This window comes from Collibacillus ludicampi, from assembly GCF_023705585.1.
In the GTDB taxonomy this organism is placed as follows: Bacteria; Bacillota; Bacilli; order Tumebacillales; family BOQE01; genus Collibacillus; species Collibacillus ludicampi.
In genome coordinates this window covers 3,670,562-3,689,341 of record NZ_BOQE01000001.1, presented here as the reverse complement: position 1 = coordinate 3,689,341, position 18,780 = coordinate 3,670,562, and the positions used below count along the sequence as shown (strand labels likewise).

The 18,780-nt window shown below is 44.4% G+C and carries 19 protein-coding genes; 15 read left to right on the top strand and 4 right to left on the bottom strand.

Translation table 11 applies throughout. The features are described 5' to 3' along the window. Positions 1-2: 2 nt before the first annotated feature. Genes DNHGIG_RS18665 through DNHGIG_RS18655 form a run of 3 tightly spaced genes read right to left on the bottom strand, consistent with a single transcriptional unit; the run spans position 3 to position 2,569 of the window. Entirely contained in the window at positions 3-737 is a 735-nt protein-coding gene (locus DNHGIG_RS18665) for an SDR family oxidoreductase (protein WP_282201017.1), read from the bottom strand. A gap of 22 nt (positions 738-759) precedes the next feature. Continuing rightward, positions 760-1,770: an SPL family radical SAM protein gene (locus DNHGIG_RS18660; protein ID WP_282201016.1), complete on the bottom strand. Its 1,011-nt coding sequence runs from the start codon at positions 1,768-1,770 to the stop codon at positions 760-762. Next, a complete protein-coding gene (locus tag DNHGIG_RS18655; RefSeq protein ID WP_282201015.1) occupies positions 1,736-2,569 on the bottom strand; it encodes a 5'-methylthioadenosine/S-adenosylhomocysteine nucleosidase family protein in 834 nt (277 codons plus the stop codon). The genes DNHGIG_RS18660 and DNHGIG_RS18655 overlap by 35 nt, the downstream gene beginning before the upstream one ends. A 609-nt stretch (positions 2,570-3,178) precedes the next feature. Here DNHGIG_RS18655 and DNHGIG_RS18650 point away from each other — a divergent pair. The 12 genes from DNHGIG_RS18650 (at position 3,179) to DNHGIG_RS18595 (ending at position 14,815) form a co-directional block, all read left to right on the top strand. After that, positions 3,179-4,063 (top strand): C40 family peptidase, encoded by an 885-nt coding sequence (locus tag DNHGIG_RS18650; RefSeq protein ID WP_282201014.1) that lies wholly within the window; start codon positions 3,179-3,181, stop codon positions 4,061-4,063. Positions 4,064-4,200: 137 nt separating this feature from the next. After that, a complete protein-coding gene (locus tag DNHGIG_RS18645; protein ID WP_282201013.1) occupies positions 4,201-4,602 on the top strand; it encodes a DUF3224 domain-containing protein in 402 nt (133 codons plus the stop codon). Between the two features lie 600 nt (positions 4,603-5,202). Further along, complete coding sequence (locus DNHGIG_RS18640; protein ID WP_282201012.1) at positions 5,203-5,469, top strand: hypothetical protein; 267 nt, start codon at positions 5,203-5,205, stop codon at positions 5,467-5,469. Between the two features lie 239 nt (positions 5,470-5,708). Further along, a complete protein-coding gene (locus tag DNHGIG_RS18635; RefSeq protein ID WP_282201011.1) occupies positions 5,709-5,999 on the top strand; it encodes a 5-fold beta-flower protein in 291 nt (96 codons plus the stop codon). A 144-nt stretch (positions 6,000-6,143) separates the two neighbouring features. Continuing rightward, complete coding sequence (locus tag DNHGIG_RS18630; protein WP_282201010.1) at positions 6,144-7,001, top strand: DUF1002 domain-containing protein; 858 nt, start codon at positions 6,144-6,146, stop codon at positions 6,999-7,001. A 233-nt stretch (positions 7,002-7,234) separates the two neighbouring features. Continuing rightward, positions 7,235-8,425: a glycine C-acetyltransferase gene (locus DNHGIG_RS18625; RefSeq protein WP_282201009.1), complete on the top strand. Its 1,191-nt coding sequence runs from the start codon at positions 7,235-7,237 to the stop codon at positions 8,423-8,425. A 46-nt stretch (positions 8,426-8,471) separates the two neighbouring features. Next, positions 8,472-9,434 carry an L-threonine 3-dehydrogenase gene (locus DNHGIG_RS18620; RefSeq protein ID WP_282201008.1) on the top strand — a complete coding sequence of 321 codons (963 nt, stop codon included), beginning with the start codon at positions 8,472-8,474 and terminating at the stop codon, positions 9,432-9,434. A gap of 436 nt (positions 9,435-9,870) precedes the next feature. Next, on the top strand, positions 9,871-10,995 hold the full coding sequence (locus DNHGIG_RS18615) for an ABC transporter ATP-binding protein (protein WP_282201007.1): 1,125 nt from the start codon (positions 9,871-9,873) through the stop codon (positions 10,993-10,995). A gap of 53 nt (positions 10,996-11,048) precedes the next feature. Further along, positions 11,049-11,858: a carbohydrate ABC transporter permease gene (locus DNHGIG_RS18610; protein ID WP_282201477.1), complete on the top strand. Its 810-nt coding sequence runs from the start codon at positions 11,049-11,051 to the stop codon at positions 11,856-11,858. A 24-nt stretch (positions 11,859-11,882) separates the two neighbouring features. Further along, positions 11,883-12,701 carry a carbohydrate ABC transporter permease gene (locus DNHGIG_RS18605; protein WP_439647784.1) on the top strand — a complete coding sequence of 273 codons (819 nt, stop codon included), beginning with the start codon at positions 11,883-11,885 and terminating at the stop codon, positions 12,699-12,701. A 17-nt stretch (positions 12,702-12,718) separates the two neighbouring features. Further along, the gene (locus tag DNHGIG_RS18600; RefSeq protein WP_282201005.1) at positions 12,719-14,008 is read left to right on the top strand and encodes an ABC transporter substrate-binding protein; all 1,290 of its coding nucleotides are present in this window, start codon (positions 12,719-12,721) and stop codon (positions 14,006-14,008) included. 66 nt (positions 14,009-14,074) lie between these two features. Then, positions 14,075-14,815, top strand: a complete 741-nt coding sequence (locus DNHGIG_RS18595; RefSeq protein ID WP_282201004.1) for a glycerophosphodiester phosphodiesterase — start codon at positions 14,075-14,077, stop codon at positions 14,813-14,815. A 47-nt stretch (positions 14,816-14,862) separates the two neighbouring features. Here DNHGIG_RS18595 and DNHGIG_RS18590 read toward each other — a convergent pair whose 3' ends face one another. After that, positions 14,863-16,170, bottom strand: a complete 1,308-nt coding sequence (locus DNHGIG_RS18590; RefSeq protein ID WP_282201003.1) for an MFS transporter — start codon at positions 16,168-16,170, stop codon at positions 14,863-14,865. A gap of 312 nt (positions 16,171-16,482) precedes the next feature. Here DNHGIG_RS18590 and DNHGIG_RS18585 point away from each other — a divergent pair, with 312 nt between their 5' ends. The 3 genes from DNHGIG_RS18585 to DNHGIG_RS18575 are packed head-to-tail and all read left to right on the top strand — an operon-like array spanning position 16,483 to position 18,765. Then, a complete protein-coding gene (locus DNHGIG_RS18585; RefSeq protein WP_282201002.1) occupies positions 16,483-17,061 on the top strand; it encodes a glycerol-3-phosphate responsive antiterminator in 579 nt (192 codons plus the stop codon). 24 nt (positions 17,062-17,085) lie between these two features. Continuing rightward, positions 17,086-17,601: a phosphatase PAP2 family protein gene (locus tag DNHGIG_RS18580; protein WP_282201001.1), complete on the top strand. Its 516-nt coding sequence runs from the start codon at positions 17,086-17,088 to the stop codon at positions 17,599-17,601. Between the two features lie 36 nt (positions 17,602-17,637). Then, the gene (locus tag DNHGIG_RS18575; RefSeq protein ID WP_282201000.1) at positions 17,638-18,765 is read left to right on the top strand and encodes an MGDG synthase family glycosyltransferase; all 1,128 of its coding nucleotides are present in this window, start codon (positions 17,638-17,640) and stop codon (positions 18,763-18,765) included. The last annotated feature ends 15 nt before the right edge of the window (positions 18,766-18,780 follow it).

Genomic DNA, 18,780 nt, shown 5'->3' with positions numbered 1-18,780 from the left:
CCTTACAAAAGTAAATCGTCATGTGCTTTCAATTTTTTCTTTTCCTTTCGCGTGATCATATGTTTTTGCGGACGTATCGTCATTTCGGTGATGACAGTTCCTTCCCTCTGATTTAAAATCGTTTCCACTGCTTCCGCAATACATTCGGCGGTGATGTAGCTCTCAGGAAGATCTCCTTCCCGAAAATCAAGATGATCATAAAACGGAGTACGCGTCATATCCGGATGAATCGTTATCACTTTAGCCCCGGTTTTTCGAATTTCGTCAAACAGACTGGTAGCGAAATGGGTTAAACCAGCTTTGGTTGCCGCATATGCGCAACCGTGCGTGCTGGACTTTTTGGCGGTAATGGAAGAGATGTTGATGATATACCCTTGTGACTGCTTGATATTCCGTAATAAGAGTTGGGTTGCGATGAGGGGTGCCTGCAAATTGGTCGCCACCATCGCTTCGATTTGTGACGGTTTCAATTGTTCATGTGGGCCAAAATAACCGACCCCAGCGTTATTGATTAAAAGATAGATCTCATCGTTATTTTGTTTGATCTCTTCGATCGTTTTACATAATTGTTTTGTGTTCGTGATATCACAGGTGATCCGAACAAACTGTTCATGGGTAAAAGAAGTTTTCGAGAAATCCCGCGCAATCCCGTATACTTTAAAGTGTAACGCGATCAGTTTTTTGGCGATCTGCAGTCCGATTCCTGAAGAAGCCCCAGTAACCACAGCTGCTCGCATGTTTTAACCTCTCCATTCTTTATCAAATGTAGATCTTCTCTTTTGGAACGTACGTGTTCACATGTTGGTACACGTGATCGATGAGCTGTTTAGCGATCTCATGCGGATAACTGAAAACGCCGTCATGACTTTCGAAAGGGTAGTGAAGCAGAGCAGAATCAGTGCGATGCTTCCGTATTTTTTTGAGATAATCGCGGGGAATGCGAAAAACCCCGATGCTGATGTCCTGGATTTTTTCTGCTGGCACGACCGAGAACGTACGTTCGATACATTCGCGGTAATGTTCTTGCCAATTTTCAATATGCAGGACAGGATCGAAACAGATGCGAACCTTCCAACCATCATCGATTGCTTGGCGTAAACTTTTCAATCTCGCTGTAAGGTTTGGCGTTCCCGCTTCGAATTGTTGGATGACTGCATCCGGCGAAAGAGTCCATGCCAAGATCACTTGCGAAGCCGGTTCGAGATGTTGGATGGCTGTGTAATTGGCGCTTTTACTGCGGACTTCAAGCAGCAGATCTTCTTGTTCTCTCGCATAATCGATCCACTTGGATACATACGGAGCGATTCTTTCGAAGGCCAGGAGGTCTGTTTCGTAAGAGATCGCCAAATAAACCGGATGTTTCTGCAACGTATGGGAAACTTCCGTAAAGTAATCGTCGATATTCACGAACAGGACGATGTTTGCCGAAGGAAACATGCCCTGTAAGAAGCAGTATTCGCAGTTGTACAGACAATTTAACGCGGATGAAGTGTAATAGAAATAGGTGTTGCCAAAATCATGACAGACTTCCGCCCCGCGATACAGAAAGGGAGCTTTTTTGACTGCCAAAATCAATTTCGGAGCGTGCTTTTGTAAGAAGAAATTCTGCTTGGAACGGTTAAAAACATCTTGGTATCGATCGATTTCAATCCGGTTCGCATGCGGGAATCGTTGGAGGATCGTTTGTGTCAATGGATACTTCCAGGCTTCTTTTTCGATGTAGATGTGTGAAAAATCATTCGTAAAGAAGCTGTCTTTTGATTTTTGCAAAAGCCATCTTCCCCTCGTGCTTGGATTCTGCATGAACGGACAAAAAAGCCCGTAGACAGGAGAGATCCTGCCTCGTGCGGATTTTATACTGTATAGCCAGTTGCATCAGTTGGTGGTATAACGTTACAGACAAGTGTAATTGATCGCGAATCTGTTGCAACAGGAGATAATCCTCTTCCATCAAGATTTCCTTGTTTCCCGCTACGATCCCGTGACTTGCTCGCATCAGTCGTTCGAGTGCCGGTATGTTGTCTTTTATTAAAGAAGAAACCGATTGTGGTGTTATCTGCGCTTCATCTAAAAAATCGGAAACGATTTTTAAAACATAGATTTGATGGGGAGCAAGGAAGGTCGAGGCTGCAGCGAAGCATGCGGCTCCTTCCATATCAACAACATCACCTGTGATACATGTTTTCATATCGAGGTGAACAGGTTGTGAAAATGTTTCCAGCGCGCATTCCTTCAGATTATGTTTGATGAGAATGTCAGGATAAAAAGTTTGATTCGTATCGTGATGAATGATCGTATGACAAAGAAGGGGTTGACCGATTTGGAAATGGTCGTGTGCCGTTCCGCAAATCCCTATATTGATGAAAATATCCTCATCTTTCACACGGTTTAAAGTAAGTAGATGCGCGGTTGCAATCGAAGCAGAAAATATCCCTACACCTGTGATGATAAGTGTGATCTTCTCGTTAGCAAAGATTTGAAAGCGTGTCGATGAATGGAGTTTCTTTAGTTGAAAGTAGTCGATCAATGGTTTCGCTTCACTGTATAAAGCAGTGGTGAAGTAAAACAAGCGAAAACATCCTTCCTTCAAAGTGATGAGGTGATCATGGAGAGCTCATTGGAGCTCGGAATGAAATGATCGTTATCTTTTATTTTACTAAAGATACCTGCTTATGTTAAATCAATCAAAAAGGGGCTCCTTGTAACAAGGAACCCCTTTTGTTATGGACTCACACATCTATATATGACACCATCAAAGGGATCAACTGAAAGCAAGATGATTAATATTTCAGCGCCATTTGTTTCTTCTTTTGTTGAAGGGCAACAATACCGCACAAAATGAGGTATCGCTCTTGCATCGTGAGGCGTCTCCACTGTCCGACTTTATACATCATCACGATCACCTTCCATATGACAAATTGAGACTCCTATATACAATTATACTCAAGAAATTTGTTGAAAAATGATATAATTTGTATTACACAAAAATTTCACAAATTAGTAGAACAAACGTAGAGGGATACTCATCTCATATGTATCAATTGAATGTATCTACTATAGAATCTGACTATCATACAATCTCATTCATATTCTTCATATGATGTTGGTTTAAACTGTGGTGTATAAAATTGGAGTAATGGGCCAATGTATACCTAGAAGCCGTAGAAGGAGGATATGTATGCGTAAATGGCCCATTATTTTCTTATGTTTATTTACAGTCACGGGTTGTCAAGGGGTTCGGTTGGGAGAACCGAAACAGCAGACGCCACCGAAAACACAGAGTCAGGAAATGCAAAAGGGAACAAACCTCGTCAAAGTGGAGAGCACAGAGTATGTGGTAAATGGAAACGAGATTATTTTGCGTACAAAGCCGATCTCAGAGTCTGATGTGAAAAGAGCTGGCAACGAGTATGTAATCAACATGAGAGACACTGACGCACTTCGCGATTTTCTGCAGTATATTCATCCCAATACAAGAGCCGAAAAAATTACGGTAAAGAGCGGAGACAACACCTTGCTGTCCGTCCCAGCTCAAACGGATCGAAATGAAGGCACACCGAGTCCTATTACGGAGAACACTGTACCTAGTCCTAACACAATGCAAACATCTGGTATTCAGATACCGCCAAGGGGCGTTCGAATCGATCCAAACATTACACCTCTAGCACCTATAAACGCCAGTCACGCAGACAAAGTAGCCGCATTGCGTCAAGTCGGAGAATCGAAGCTAGGAGAAAGATATGTATGGGGACATAACGAGGATAGAGGACAAGTAGGGTTCGACTGTTCAAACTATGTGGAATATGTGTATCACCATGCTCTTGGGTATCTGTTTACAACGTCCAGTCGGATGCAGTATCAACGGGTTGGGGTGCCGGTCCCAGTAAGTCAAATGCAAGAAGGCGATTTGGTTTGCTTCAACAATGGAGGACATGTCGGCATTTATATGGGGAATGGTCAAATGATTCAAATGGGTGGCGGAACAGGAAAATGCTCTTATCTTCCTTTAAAACCAGGATCCTATTGGTATAGACATATCTCCGCGGTCAAGCGCATGTTTTAACTTTTGAAGAGCACGTGAAAGCTCAATCTGAAAACGCCCGTTTTTTCGGGCGTTTTGTTATTTATCAAAATCGGTTGTCAATTGCTAAGGTGGTGTATAATACACCGTAAAAATGCTTTTGGAGGTTTTATGAAATTATGAAATCACAAGCGAATTCAATCCTCAAAATAAAATATGGGAACGAAATACCTTTTAGTGAAATCGATGGAGGTCCAAAGCTCACAAAGGGAAGTTTTGTTTCATTGTATCAAGGGGAGCTTCAGGGCGAAGGTGTGTTAGAAGAGTTGAAATCCTATTTTTCGGAAGCATCTGCCACTGTCTACGGCTTGGAACGCATTACCGGGCATGTTGGCGATAAATCAGGGAGCTTCATATTGGAGCATCTTGGAAAATTCGAAAATGGAATTCTCACATCAAAGCGTACGGTCGTTCCTGGTTCCGGAACCGGAGATTTGAAAGGCATCCGGGGTGAAATTCATTTTGAATCCGGTAACGCCGAAGAGTTTCCGATCACTTTTAACTACTACTTTGAGGATTAGGTCTCTGTTCATTCAAATCCGGATTAAACCGTTAAAGAGATTTTAAGGTTCCTAATGCAACGGAGTGTCTTTTGGGTGGGTTGTGTCGCTTTGCAGCGCAGAGGTGAGTTGAAGGTCGTTCCGCTTCCTTTAAACCGTTAATAGGGCAAATGCTTTGCGCGTAATAGTGACTTTGAAGGTCGTCTCGGTTCCTTTGGAACGTTAAAGGGGCATATACTCGGCGTGAAACAGCGACTTTGGAGGTCGTCTCGCAACAACTAAGCATATTCCAAGCGAGACGACCTCCACGGAGCATGAACGCCAAGTATATGCCCGCAATGACGACCTTCACGGAGCATGAGCGCAAAGCATATGCCCGTTCGACTTTCATCGAACCTAAGCGCAAAGCGATACATCCACCCAAGCACTCATACTCTGGATTCCAAATATTTTAGATATGTCAATCTTTTTTCTCTCTTTTATAGTATATTTAGAATTTTTGATTTATAATATGTACTTACAAAGGTTTGGTGGTTGAGCAGAGGCGACGAATCAACGCGTATGTCGCAACAACGTTTTTTGATTGTTATGGGGACGTAACTGTAAAACTGGGGTGATCTTATGCTTTGGATTTCTATCGGCGTCCTGTTATCGGCCTACCTACTCGCGAAAGACCGGATCCATAACCATTTGAAAAGGAAGATACATGAGGTCAGAAAGCGGTTTTTGAAAAAGAAAAAGAAAAAAAGCAAAGTTGTAAGCCTCAATGCATACAGGAAGAAACAAAGGCGTTACAAACCTGCCCAGTATAATAGCCATCAAAAAGAATCCATGAAAAGGATGTTTCAAGAAGCCGACATTCCGTCCGAAGGTGAACATAGCAAATAGAAACGATGCGAAAACCTATCTCCGGTTTCTGTAACTGATGGAGAATACCGACCAACCATAAAGAAATGACTGTCAATTCCAAATTGCGATCAAAATAATGCACCTAAAGGGGCTAATGATGGCCCCGATGTCCATTCCCAGAGAAGTGAGATTCATAGGACAAGTATTAGATTCTAAACGGAAAACTCATACATATCCTAATACTGATTTGTCATGAATCAAAACGGAGGGGATTCACGATGGGGTGCATACGTAATGTATCGGGAGATCCTATCGCATTTGTTGAAGGTCACTTCATTAAAGATATCCATGGGAAGATCATCGGTAAAATAGAAGGGAGTTTCATAAAAAATTTTGAGGGAATTACGGTGGGAGAAGTAGATGGTCGTTCGATTCGAGACATGAGCAAAAACAAAGTAGCTCAAATCGATGGGAAAATCATTCGAGATCGCGATGGAAACAGAGTGGGAGATGTTGACGGTGATATTCATACTGCAATCGGTGGGGCGGCTTTCTTTTTTCTTCTCTGACGGGAAAATAGAAATGACAAATTTGGAAGCGTTATCATGCGTGTAAAACACTGCATTCTCTCTCGCTCTTGCGAAAAAATAGATCTTTAATAATAATGGTGGAGGATACAATACCGACTCAACAGGAGAACGGGAGAGATTGCAATGAGAAAAATAGCAATAACCTTGCTCCTTTTGACCCTGCCAGCACAAACAGCTTTTGCTGACGCGCAGCCCGGTAACCGAATCATTACTTTGGGAGCGGATTTAACCCCGCAAGAAAAAGCATCGATTTTAACGGAATTTAAACATTCGGACAAGGATACAATGATCGTCGTCTCTTATCAGGATGAAGTCCACTATTTTCCGGACACTAAATTAACGGGACGTGAGCTTTCTTCTTGTTTAATTACGATAAAAAATAAAGGGGAAGGGATTTCAGTCACGAAGAGTCCCAATATCATCCAGGTTAGCGGCGAAATGTACGAAAATGCTCTGTTAACAGCTGGGGTGCAAGATGCGGACATTTATGTGACGGCCCCCGAGCCTGTGACAGGAACGGCTGCTCTTACGGGGATTTTTAAAGCGTTTGAATCGGCAACCGGAAACAAACTGAATGAAAACCGTGTTCAAGCGGCGGGTGACGAGGTACAAAAAACGTCTGAGCTAGGAAAAGAACTTGGGAATCAACAATTGGCCGCCGATTTTGTCCGCAGGCTCAAAGAGGAAATTCAGAAATCCAATCCGCAAACGGATGCCGATTATCGGAAGATCATCGAACAGATTGCACAGCAGATGGGGATTCAATTGACTCCTGAGCAAGTTCAATCTCTCATCGATCTCTTGAAAAAACTTAACTCCTTGCACATCGACTGGTCAGCCTTAGGCAACCAAATCAAAGATATCGGACAGACCCTCGGACAATATGCAAAAGATCATCCGCAAGAGACGAATGCGATCGTCGAGTTTTTCAAGCAAGTGTTCCATGCATTTCAGCAGTTGGTACAGAAGATGTTTCATTAGAACCTCCCGGGATTCCCGGGGGGTTTTTATGCATTTGAAAATAGACGAATAATTTGTCCTCTATATGTGTACATTTTGTTTGAAGTGTGTTAATATTATAATGAAGATCGTTGATACAAAAAGATTTTCACTGCGTTTAAATGTATTTATACAGTGTACATTTGTTTGTTTGAGAATTACAACATGAGTAAAGAATAAATGAGAATACATAGTAACCTTGGGAGGGATCCTTGGTGTCCAGTAAAGTATTGGAGAATTTCTTGAAAGAACATTTGGAGGATTTAAAAGGAAAAGGTCTCTATAATGTAATCGACCCGTTAGAAAGTGCTAACGGACCGATGATAAAAATTGCGGGGAAAGAGTTGATTAACTTATCGTCCAATAACTACTTGGGTTTGGCAACCGATCAAAGGTTGATTGATGCAGCGATCGAGGCTACGAAAAAATATGGGGCAGGCTCAGGAGCGGTAAGGACGATTAACGGGACGTTAGATATCCATGTGAAACTTGAAGAAAAGCTGGCGGAGTTTAAGCATACCGAAGCTGCTATCGTTTATCAATCCGGTTTCAATTGCAATATGGGTGCCATATCAGCCGTGATGGATAAGGATGATGCCATACTGTCCGATGAATTGAACCACGCTTCCATTATCGACGGATGCAGATTGTCAAAAGCTAAAATCATCCGATACAAACATTCAGATATGGAGGATTTAAGAAACAAGGCGAAAGAAGCGAAAGAATCCGGACTGTATAAGAAAATCATGGTGATCACGGATGGAGTGTTCTCCATGGATGGAGATATCGCCAAGCTCCCTGAGATTGTGGAAATCGCCGAAGAATTTGACCTGATCACGTATGTGGATGATGCGCACGGTTCCGGTGTATTAGGTAACGGGGCGGGAACCGTAAAACATTTCGGCCTGTCCGATAAGATTGATTTTCAAATCGGGACTCTTTCCAAAGCGATTGGCGTTGTTGGCGGGTATGTTGCCGGGAAAAAAGATCTAATCGACTGGCTGAAGGTTAGAAGCAGACCTTTTCTGTTTTCCACTTCTTTGCCGCCTGCAGCTGTTGCTGCTTGCATTGAAGCGATCGATATACTTTTGAACAGTACGGAGTTACAGGATAGATTGTGGGATAACGGAAATTATTTAAAGAGAGGTCTCAAGGCGCTGGGGTTTGATATTGGAGAAAGTCAAACACCGATTACTCCATGCATTATAGGGGATGAAATTAAAACCCAAGAATTCAGCAAAAGACTATATGAAGAAGGCGTGTATGCGAAAGCGATTGTATTCCCAACCGTACCAAGGGGAACGGGGAGGGTTCGAAATATGCCGACAGCGGCGCATACCAAAGAGATGTTGGATCGGGCATTATCCATTTATGAAAAAGTGGGGAAAGAGCTGGGGGTTATTTAAAAGGTAAAACATCGATTGATGGGGTACCGTTTTGGGAGGCATTCTCATGAAGAAAATTTTGGTTACTGGAGCATTGGGTCAAATCGGTTCGGAGCTTGTCATGAAAATGAGAGATATCTATGGCTCTGAACATGTGATTGCATCAGATATCAGAAAAAACGAAAGCGAACTTGTACAATCGGGGCCATTTGAAATCTTGGATGTCATGGATGCGAAGGCGATGTTTGAAATCGCTAAAAAATATCGTGTGGATACGATCATTCATTTGGCTGCGTTATTGTCAGCGACCGCGGAAGCAAAGCCGCTTCTGGCCTGGAATTTGAATATGGGAGGGCTCATGAACGCCCTTGAAGTCGCAAGAGAACTTCGGTGTCAATTTTTCACGCCAAGTTCCATAGGGGCGTTCGGTCCGACTACTCCAAAAGATCATACACCGCAAGATACGATACAAAGACCGACAACCATGTACGGTATAAATAAAGTATCAGGTGAATTGCTTTGTGACTATTATTACTATAAATATGGTGTGGATACGCGAGGACTTCGTTTTCCTGGACTGATCTCTTACGTTACGCCTCCAGGGGGAGGGACGACAGATTACGCGGTCGAGATTTATTATGAAGCTGTACAGAAAGGCAGATATACATCGTATATCGCGAAAGGGACTTATATGGATATGATGTATATGCCAGATGCATTGCATGCGATCATTATGCTCATGGAAGCCGATGCTTCAAGACTTAAGCATCGAAATTCATTTAACGTGACGGCCATGAGTGTGGAACCGGAGGATATCGCTTCGGAAATCAGAAAGCATATTCCGGAGTTTCAAATGGATTATAACGTAGATCCTGTAAGGCAAGCGATTGCCGAGAGTTGGCCCAATTCCCTTGACGTAACAGCAGCTAAAGAGGAATGGGGCTTTAAAGCGGAATACGATTTGAAGAAAATGACACAGGATATGCTCGCGAAGCTGAGTGAGAAATTTAGCCTGGTAACCGTAGGTTAGATTGCGTCGGCCGAAAGGAATTTTAAATCATATGAAAACGACCCATACCGTTAGAGACCGGTATGGGTCGTTTTTCTGAAAGAGCCGCAGCAATAGTGACTGTATCACCATCGATGTGGATGCCAGTTTGGGACAAGGATTCGTCAACGGATGCCTTGTTTTCTTTACATAAACTACGCAATTTGTTTATTAAACATTAATAACCAACTTGTATGCTTTTAAGTGAAAAGTGAATATGTTGAAGACAAGGGTTGGAGACTTGGAGAAACCTGTAGCGAGACGAGCCGTAACACATCGATATGGCTCCGGATATCTTGCTATAGGTTTTTTTGTTAAGAGAACAATCATATATCGTTATTGGGTCACGTGTGTTGTGCAAAGAGGAAAGTATGCATCTTTGCCTTCAGGAGAAACCATGTTAGGAAGGTGTAAAACCATGTCGCAAGTATTGCTTCGGCAGATTACAAAAACATTTAACGGGAACCCGGTGATTGAAGATTTGAATGTCACGATCCCTTCTGGATCTTTTACGGTACTGGTCGGTCCGTCCGGCTGCGGGAAATCGACGACCTTGCGGATGATCGCGGGACTCGAGCACCCGACAAGCGGTGACATTTATATCGGCGAAGAAAAAGTCAATCAGGTGGAACCGGGCAAGCGGGATATCGCCATGGTTTTTCAAAATTATGCCCTTTATCCCACGATGACAGTCAAAGAAAACATCGAATTCGGTCTCAAGAATCGAAAGGTTCCTAAACCGGAACGTGAGCGACTGATCGCAGAAGTGGCGGAAGTGGTGGGGCTACGGGAATACTTGAACCGCAAGCCAGGGGAATTGTCCGGCGGGCAACGACAGAGGGTGGCACTGGCCCGCGCCATGGTAAAGAAACCGAAAGTGTTCCTCATGGACGAACCTCTTTCCAATCTGGATGCGCAGTTACGTCAACAAATGCGGGTCGAGCTCATGGAACTTCATAAAAAATTGGGGGCCACATTTATATACGTCACCCACGATCAAGTGGAAGCCATGTCGATGGGAGACCAGATTATCATCATGAATCACGGAAAAGTCCAACAGGCGGCCAGTCCCATGGAAGTCTACCATCAACCCGCCAATCGCTTTGTCGCTACATTCATCGGTACGCCCCCGATGAATATCGTGTCTGTCCGGTGGCTGGACGGAAAACTGGTGATCGGTGATCAAACGGTCAAACTTCCGGCTGACTTCATCAAGACTGAACTTTCTTCCGTGCATGCTATAGGCATCCGTCCAGAAAAAATACAACTTCAGCAAAAGGGAGAGCCTGTTCCCAAGGAACGCGTGTTTACTTGTGAAGGAACGATTGTCGCACATGAGATGTTGGGAGCGGAAACCCTTTATTACGTGGATACTCAACTGGGACGTCTGAGCGTGAAAAGTTACGGAGACAACGTATTCTTGAGCAACCAGATCCGGGTGGAACTTCCCTATGACAGCCTTTACTTTTTTGACGCGGAAGGAAGCTGCATTCCTGTCCGAAAGGAAACAAATGCGGGAAAAGAGGAGCGTGCGGTACTGTGATCCGACGGCTTTCTCCTTATCTCTATACCGCTCCGGCCCTTGTGATCTTAGCGATGTTTTTTATCTACCCGATTTTTTACATGTTTTACTTAAGTTTCACTTCATGGGACCTTGTCAGTCCGGAGAAAACATTCGTCGGCCTTGAAAACTATAAAGAACTTATTCACAGTCCAGATTTTCTGCAAACCCTGTCGAACACGTTGTTTTATACCGTATTGACGGTGGGGATTTCCCTGGTTCTCTCGTTGTTTCTCGCGTTGTGGCTGAATCGCAAGGGCAACAGGTACCGCTTTTTACAAGGGGCGATCTTTAGTCCCCACATTATTTCCCTTGTATCCATTTCCTTGTTATGGATGTGGATGATGGATCCCCAGTACGGGTTGCTGAACTGGGTACTTTCCTTATTTGGAATGCCCCCATCAAAATGGCTGGCAGATACAAGTTCCGCCATCTATTCCTTGGTACTTGTAAGTGTATGGAAAATCCTTGGCTACAATACGCTCATCTTTATTGCCGGATTGCAGAGTATTCCCAAGGAAGTTTATGAGGCGGCCGCACTGGATCAAACGCCTTGGTGGAGGAAATTGACGCGCATCACGATCCCGATGCTGTCACCGACAATATTCTTTTTGCTTATCATCAACACGGTCAATTCCTTTCAGGTCTTTGATACCGTACAGATCATGACGCAGGGAGGGCCGGCCAACAGTACGAACATGCTGGTATTCTTCATTTACCAAAACGGTTTTGATTTCTTTAAAATCGGCTACGCGTCGGCGGCAGGTGTCATTCTTCTTTTGTTTGTGGGGATTGTTACCATCTTTCACTTTCTGTTCTTGGCCAAAAAAGTACACTACCGCTAAAGGGGGTGAAGTTCAGTGGAACTTGTGCGCAAAATCTTGAAACCTGTCGAATGGATCGGGATCGCGATTGTATCTTTGATCTTTCTCTTTCCTTTTGTCTGGATGATGCTTACATCACTGAAAAGCATCGACGAAACAACCGTTTTTCCTCCCAAGTGGATCCCTTCATCGATTCACTGGGAAAATTTCGTGCAAGCCTGGAGTTCCGGTCCGTTTCTCGCCTACTTAATAAACAGTATTTTCGTCAGTTTGGCGATACTCGTCTTGCAGTTCATCACGGCTGTACCTGCCGCGTATGCATTTGCCCGGTATCGTTTTAAAGGATACAAGATATTATTCGGATTTACATTGATTGCCTTGATGATTCCACCGCAAATCACGTTTTTACCCGTGTTTATTCAAATGAGCGGTTGGAATTTGATCAACACGTACATCCCATTAATTCTCCCCTATGCGGCAAGCGCCTTTGGCATTTTTCTTCTTCGCCAATCGTTTATGCAAGTGCCGGAAGAAATTCTGGAAGCGGCACGTTTGGATCAGGCGAGCGAATGGAAAATCATGTGGAAGATCATGGTGCCCATGGCGCGTCCTGTTCTCGTCACATTCGGCCTGTTTAGCTTTATTTACCACTGGAATGATTATTTTTGGCCTTTGGTCATGACCAATCAGGATGTCGTTCGCACCTTGCCGGTGGGGATTGCCGCTCTGAAAGCATCTGAAGGGGGTGTTGCCTGGAATATCGTCATGGCCGGGAATATGATTCTCGTGATTCCGATTTTGATCATCTTTTTCTTTGCCCAACGTCAGATCATTCGAGCCTTTGTTTATTCAGGTGTGAAGTAATCAAGAGGAGGATCATCATGAAAAAAGGTCTCATCTCTTTATTGGTAGCTCCCATGTTACTTGTGGGAACGGTACTTTCCGGTTGTGGAACCAAAACGACTTCCACGGAGACAAGCGGCGGAAACGGTGATAAACCGGTGACCATCGATTTCTGGTATGCCCTCAGCGGCAAAAACGGTGAAGTGATCAAGAAGATGGTGGATGAGTTTAATCATTCGCAAAATGAAGTGAAAGTGAATGCCACCTTCCAAGGTGACTATTACACCAATCATGCTAAAGTCATGTCTGCCATTGCCGCAGGGAATCCGCCGGATGTGACGATGGTTGAGGTCGCTTCCGTCGCTTCTTTCGCAAACAGCGGCGCGCTTGAAGATCTTACGCCCTACATCAACGGAAAAGACGGCATTGATAAAAACGATTTTATTCCTGGTCTTCTCGGTAACTCTACTTGGAACAACAAATTCTATGCATTGCCGTTTAACCGTTCGACCCCGATTCTTTACATCAACAAAGATAAACTGAAAGCGGCCGGCTTGGATGAAAACGGACCGAAAAACTGGGATGAGCTGGAATCCTATGCGAAAAAGCTTTCCAAAAAGGATACGGAATGGGGCTTCGAAACTCCGATCGATATCTGGTTCTATGAAGCGCTTGTCGCTGAAAATGGCGGCAAAATCCTGAGCGAGGACGGGAAAAAGGCTTTGGTCGACTCCCCACAAGCGATCGAACCGATTCAATATTGGAAGAAAATGATCGACGAGGGAGCTATGAAAATGCCTCCGGGAGCCAAATATGATGCCTGGGCGGTTGCCGATAACGACTTTATTAACGGGAAAGTGGCTATGATTTTTGATTCGACAGGAAGCCTGAATGACCTGATGAGCAAAGCGAAATTCAATGTAGGTACCGCCTTTCTGCCGCAAAAAGAAAGTTATGGTGTACCTACGGGCGGCGCGAATCTTGTGATGCTGGCAAAATCGAAGAAGAAAGATGCAGCCTGGAAATTCATGAAGTGGATGACCGATCAACAACAAACGATCGCATTCTCGCAACAAACCGGTTACATGCCTGTGCGTACATCGGCTGTTAACAGTCCGGACATGCAGAAGTTCTTCAGTGAAAAACCGCAATTTAAAGTGGCGGTGGATCAGTTGAAATACGCTCGCCCCCGTCCGATCGCTCCTGGATACAAAGAACTGCAGGAAGTCATCATGAACGAAATTCAACGGGCGATTCTGGGGCAAGCTACACCGGAAGATGCCATGAAGGAAGCGGTCAATAAAGCGAATCAATTATTAAACAAATAAGAGTGAAGGGTGAAAAGGCCGCGGGTCCTCTCGCGGTTCTTTTCATAAAGTAGAGGAGGAACAAGGATGAACAATCCGTGTGCTGCGCATCGCGGCTGGTCGAACAAAGCTCCAGAAAATACATTGGCTGCCTTTCAAAAAGCGATCGAGCAGCCGCACATCGATATGATTGAGTTGGATGTGCAATTAAGCCGGGATGGAGTACCTGTAGTCATCCATGACTTTACGTTGGAACGAACGACGAACGGTACGGGATATGTTGGAGATTATACGCTGAAGGAATTAAAACAGTTGGATGCAGGTTCCTGGTATTCTGAAGCGTTTGCAGGGGAAACCATTCCAACGTTTGAAGAAGTATTACAACTGGTAAAAGGAAAAAAGAAGTTGAACATCGAGCTTAAATGTGCTGGCGACTGGTATCCCGGCATTGAAAAAAAGGTGATTGAGTTGATCCGTCAATACGGGATGGAATCCTCTGTGGTGATCACTTCGTTTCATCATGCGAATATCCGCGAAGTCTCCCGCCTGGCCCCCGATCTAAAGAAAGGGTTGCTGATCGATGGGATGCCTTTATTACTGGATGAACAACTGGAAGTCACAGGTGCGACTGTTTTATCGATGTATTATCCGTTTTTGACAGAGACATTTGTTCGTTCCTACAGGGATCGCGGGATTGAATTCATCGCCTGGACGATCGATCAACCGGAAGAGATGAAACGGGTGGCGGCACTGGATGAAGGGATTGTGATCTGTACCAATGAACCGGAGCGCTACCTGGAATTACGAGTATACACGGAAAAAACTTGAGAGGAGAGAGGGGATAATCATCCCCTCCCCTCGATCCCGTTCTCGCTTTACATACCTGCTAGGACAGAAGTCTTCATCTTTCGCTTCGGTGTTTGTTTTTTCTCCAAAATAACGATACTTCCAATCATACCGATCAAAGAGAACAGAGTCGGCACTAACAATCCAAATTGATAGCCTCCACCCGCAGCATGTGCTCCCAGCGAATGAGCGCCACCAAAGTGATCAAGTACCAACCCAAAGAGTGTTGGCAGGGTTACAGCACTTAAAAATCCTCCCGTATTGGCAAATCCAGAAGCGACCCCTACCTCTGTTTTTGGGAACGACTGTCGAACAACTGCAAAGGTCAGCATGCTTGCCCCGTTGCCGAAACCGATCAGGAAAAAAAGAATCAGTAAAACGGCGATTGGTGGTTTCGCTTCCCACAAGCATAATGTCAGCCAGCTTAAAAAGGTGATGAAGTGGATGAGAACATAAGGTTGTTTTCGAGATCCCCACTTATCAGAAATATAACCGGTTATCGGTCCACCTAACAAAGCGCCGATTAAACCTATTGTCACCAATTCGCTCGCCGTCGTTCGATGAAATCCATAAACCACCATACCATAAGGCACTGCCCAAGACCCGATAAACCCTATATAGGTCCCCACGAGACCGAAGTGACAGAGAAAGGTCGCCCACGCTTGGCGGCTATGTAGGAGCTTCCTAAATACTCCTTTGTTTTTTGGTTTGAGCTCCTGTACTGGTTGGTTCATCTTCAGCTGGTAGGGGGCAGTATGGCGTTTCGTTCCTGTCATCATGACCAAGTAGATCATCGCGGCACATCCGCATAGGATCAAGCCTAAACAGAAGAAGGGAACCCTCCAACCTTGATGAGCGATCCAAAAGGTTAGGGGTACAGAGGTTAGGATAGCGCCGAGACTTCCCGACATCCCGGTCCAACCTAGCAGACTTGCAAATTCATCAGCCCGAAACCATTGACTTAAAACCAACACGATGTTAATCCAAATCATTGCATCCCCAATTCCCACTAACACTCGTGTTGACATCAAGATCCATTCATTCGGGGAAACACTATACAGAATCGTCCCTACACCGTCCAACAGAGTACCCATCAGTAAAAACAAATAAGGGCCGAATCGATCCGCCCATATACCTAAGGGAATTTGTAAGCTCATATACGCAATATACTGAAATCCTGTAAGCAGTCCTAATGTCGAAGCAGTCATCTGAAACTGCTTCATCAATTGATCCGTAATCAATCCAGGTGCAGTACGCTGGCTAAAAATGAAAAAATACGTGACAGCTAGTGTGAAAAACACCAACCACTTATACTTACTGTTTTCGTCAAAAGACAATGTCTCTCTCTCCTATCTATTTGTCTTTTTGATTTATTAACACTTCCGCACATTTCCTTCCTTCAAGTTTACCATAGAATCGAAAATCAAGGGTACATTTGGGTCGGACTCCAATGATTTCGTTTACTCATACTTAACATTGTATTTATTTTGGATTCAAGAAAGAAAAGTATCATTTGAAGTGACAAGAGAATACATGTTTCTTGCTTTGAAAATTGGGAGAGACCTATAGCGAGAATCTCTAAAAGCAATTGTTCGATATCCTTAAGATCTTGCTATAGGTTTACTTGCTTCATTAGGAGGGAGCACACGTTGCAGAAGGAGGAATTGTACGCTCGACTGGCTGAATACAAGAAGATCGCTTCGGTGAAACATGTGAAATATATTGAAAAAGCGTTAGAACACAAGTTGGGCGGTGTTTTTCTCCTCACCGGAAACATCGGTGCGCTCAAACGTTACGTAGACTTCTATAAAAAACAACAACAGCTTGTATTCTTGCACTTAGAAAAAATAGGTGGTTTACAACTGGATCGTGAAGGGCTTGAATTTATAGCAAAGTATGTGAAACCGACCGGTATTATCAGTACCAAAGGAACGATCATTAAACATGCAAAAAAGCATAATCTCCTGACGATCCAGCGTCTGTTTTTGATTGATTCGGATGCTTTGGACAATGGGCTTGCATCCTTAGAGGAAACGAAACCAGACGCGATTGAAATCATGCCTGGCATTATACCGCAGATGATAGCAAAAGTAAAAAATAGAACGAGCATTCCAATTATTACAGGTGGATTGTTGGAAACACGGGAGCAAATGCAGGCGGCCATCGCGAACGGGGCGATCGCTGTATCAGCTGGAAATCCAAATTTATGGGGAGCCGAACTCAGTTAAAGTCACGAGGGAGGAGGCGTTGTGATGGAGAGAGTGACTGATTGGATACGTGAAGGAGACGTGAAGACATTTTTCTGGGTGAACCGATCCTGGAAATGTTTCTTAACTGACTTACTTATGTCCATAGTAACACTCATGGGTGGAGCGATATGGTGTATCGGTTTTACACTCGTGTTATTGCTGAGTGATCATGCATTTTGGCACCAAGTCGGTGTGCATCTGTCCATATGCCTTTCGATCAGTCATTTGATCGTTAGGTTCTGTAAAAAAATATTTCCACGTCCGCGTCCTTACAAAGTATTGGATAATGTTTTTACAGGACGGTGGCTCTTACAGGATGCTTCCTTCCCTTCAGGCCACGCCACAGCCTCTTTTTGCATGGCCACTATATTGTCCGAGGTTTTTCCCGCGTACAATTATCTTTTTTACGGATTAGCCGCTTTCGTTTCCTTTTCCCGTGTGTACCTGGGGTTACATTATCCGACCGATATTGTCTTTGGCGCGATACTTGGAACAACCACCGCCCGGTTACTGGGTTAACCGTTGGAGTGAGATGTTCCGCTAAGGAGGCATAGTATGCCACATATCGTCTTGTTATCCGAATCGATTGGCGCAGGTCATGAAAGAGCAGCAATGGCGATCGAAGAGGCTCTCTTGAGCCTTAACGAGAACATCCAGGTAACAAGATTAAATGTATTAGATACATTTCGACCTCGTACCGCCAAAGTCACAAGAACATTATATTTACAATCGCTGTCCCATTACCCCAACTTGTGGGGCAAATGGTATGAAAAACACCGGCAAAAAGAGTGGAAAGGTATAAGTCGTTCCCTGGTCCGTGGAATTTTGCGAAAGGAAGTAGTCTCTTGGCTGCATCAACTTGCCCCGGATGTAGTGGTTTGTACACATCCGTTGCCAACGTTCCTCATCGCCGAGATGAAGAAACAGGGATTGCAAATCCCTTTGTGTTCTGTGTTGACCGACTTTGACTTGCATGCCTACTGGACACATCGGGGAGTCGATGTGTATTGTGTGCCGGTAAATGAAATGAAGGAAGAGAGCCTCAAACGTCCGGGCAACCGGGCCGCAGTGATTGTGTCGGGAATTCCCGTCTTACGCACCTTCACGGAAACAGCAGCCAAAAAATCCGATGACCCTGTTTTTAACGGCAATGTTCTCATCATTGGCGGAGGATTGGGGATTGGCGTTTTACCCGTGGTACAGCAAATGGTGATGTCAAAAATTCCGTGCACGTTGACCGTTGTATGTGGATTGAATCAATCCCTTCGTCGGCAGTTGAAAGCATGCTATGGTAATCACAAGAATGTACGAATTCTGGGCTATAGTCGTCAAATTGAAAGGTTGATGGCAGAAAGCGATTTGCTCGTCACCAAACCTGGAGGTCTCACTATAGCAGAGGCGCTCGTTATGAAACTGCCCATGGTATTGTATACACCGATCCCTGGACAGGAATGGAGGAACGGACAGGTCATGAACGAGTACGGCGTAGCGATCACTGCGGGTACTCCGGCTGATACGTCGAATATCGTTCATGATCTCCTGCAAAATCATACACGGATAGAAAAAATGGTAAAAGCGATGAATGGGATTCGCCGGCCTTATGCATCGATTGAGGTGGTTGAAACGATCATGGATTTGGCAACACAAGGACAAAGAAAACGGATGTATGTCATGATGTCCTGAGTTTGTCCGGACGTA

Excerpts from the sequence above, each read along its gene's own strand:
- DNHGIG_RS18615 (WP_282201007.1), top strand. The coding sequence starts at position 9,871 with ATGTCGCAAGTATTGCTTCGGCAGATTACAAAAACATTTAACGGGAAC.
- DNHGIG_RS18665 (WP_282201017.1), bottom strand. The coding sequence starts at position 737 with ATGCGAGCAGCTGTGGTTACTGGGGCTTCTTCAGGAATCGGACTGCAG.
- DNHGIG_RS18580 (WP_282201001.1), top strand. The coding sequence starts at position 17,086 with ATGGAGAGAGTGACTGATTGGATACGTGAAGGAGACGTGAAGACATTT.
- DNHGIG_RS18630 (WP_282201010.1), top strand. The coding sequence starts at position 6,144 with ATGAGAAAAATAGCAATAACCTTGCTCCTTTTGACCCTGCCAGCACAA.
- DNHGIG_RS18600 (WP_282201005.1), top strand. The coding sequence starts at position 12,719 with ATGAAAAAAGGTCTCATCTCTTTATTGGTAGCTCCCATGTTACTTGTG.
- DNHGIG_RS18575 (WP_282201000.1), top strand. The coding sequence starts at position 17,638 with ATGCCACATATCGTCTTGTTATCCGAATCGATTGGCGCAGGTCATGAA.
- DNHGIG_RS18635 (WP_282201011.1), top strand. The coding sequence starts at position 5,709 with ATGGGGTGCATACGTAATGTATCGGGAGATCCTATCGCATTTGTTGAA.
- DNHGIG_RS18650 (WP_282201014.1), top strand. The coding sequence starts at position 3,179 with ATGCGTAAATGGCCCATTATTTTCTTATGTTTATTTACAGTCACGGGT.
- DNHGIG_RS18610 (WP_282201477.1), top strand. The coding sequence starts at position 11,049 with ATGTTTTTTATCTACCCGATTTTTTACATGTTTTACTTAAGTTTCACT.
- DNHGIG_RS18640 (WP_282201012.1), top strand. The coding sequence starts at position 5,203 with ATGCTTTGGATTTCTATCGGCGTCCTGTTATCGGCCTACCTACTCGCG.
- DNHGIG_RS18595 (WP_282201004.1), top strand. The coding sequence starts at position 14,075 with ATGAACAATCCGTGTGCTGCGCATCGCGGCTGGTCGAACAAAGCTCCA.
- DNHGIG_RS18645 (WP_282201013.1), top strand. The coding sequence starts at position 4,201 with ATGAAATCACAAGCGAATTCAATCCTCAAAATAAAATATGGGAACGAA.
- DNHGIG_RS18620 (WP_282201008.1), top strand. The coding sequence starts at position 8,472 with ATGAAGAAAATTTTGGTTACTGGAGCATTGGGTCAAATCGGTTCGGAG.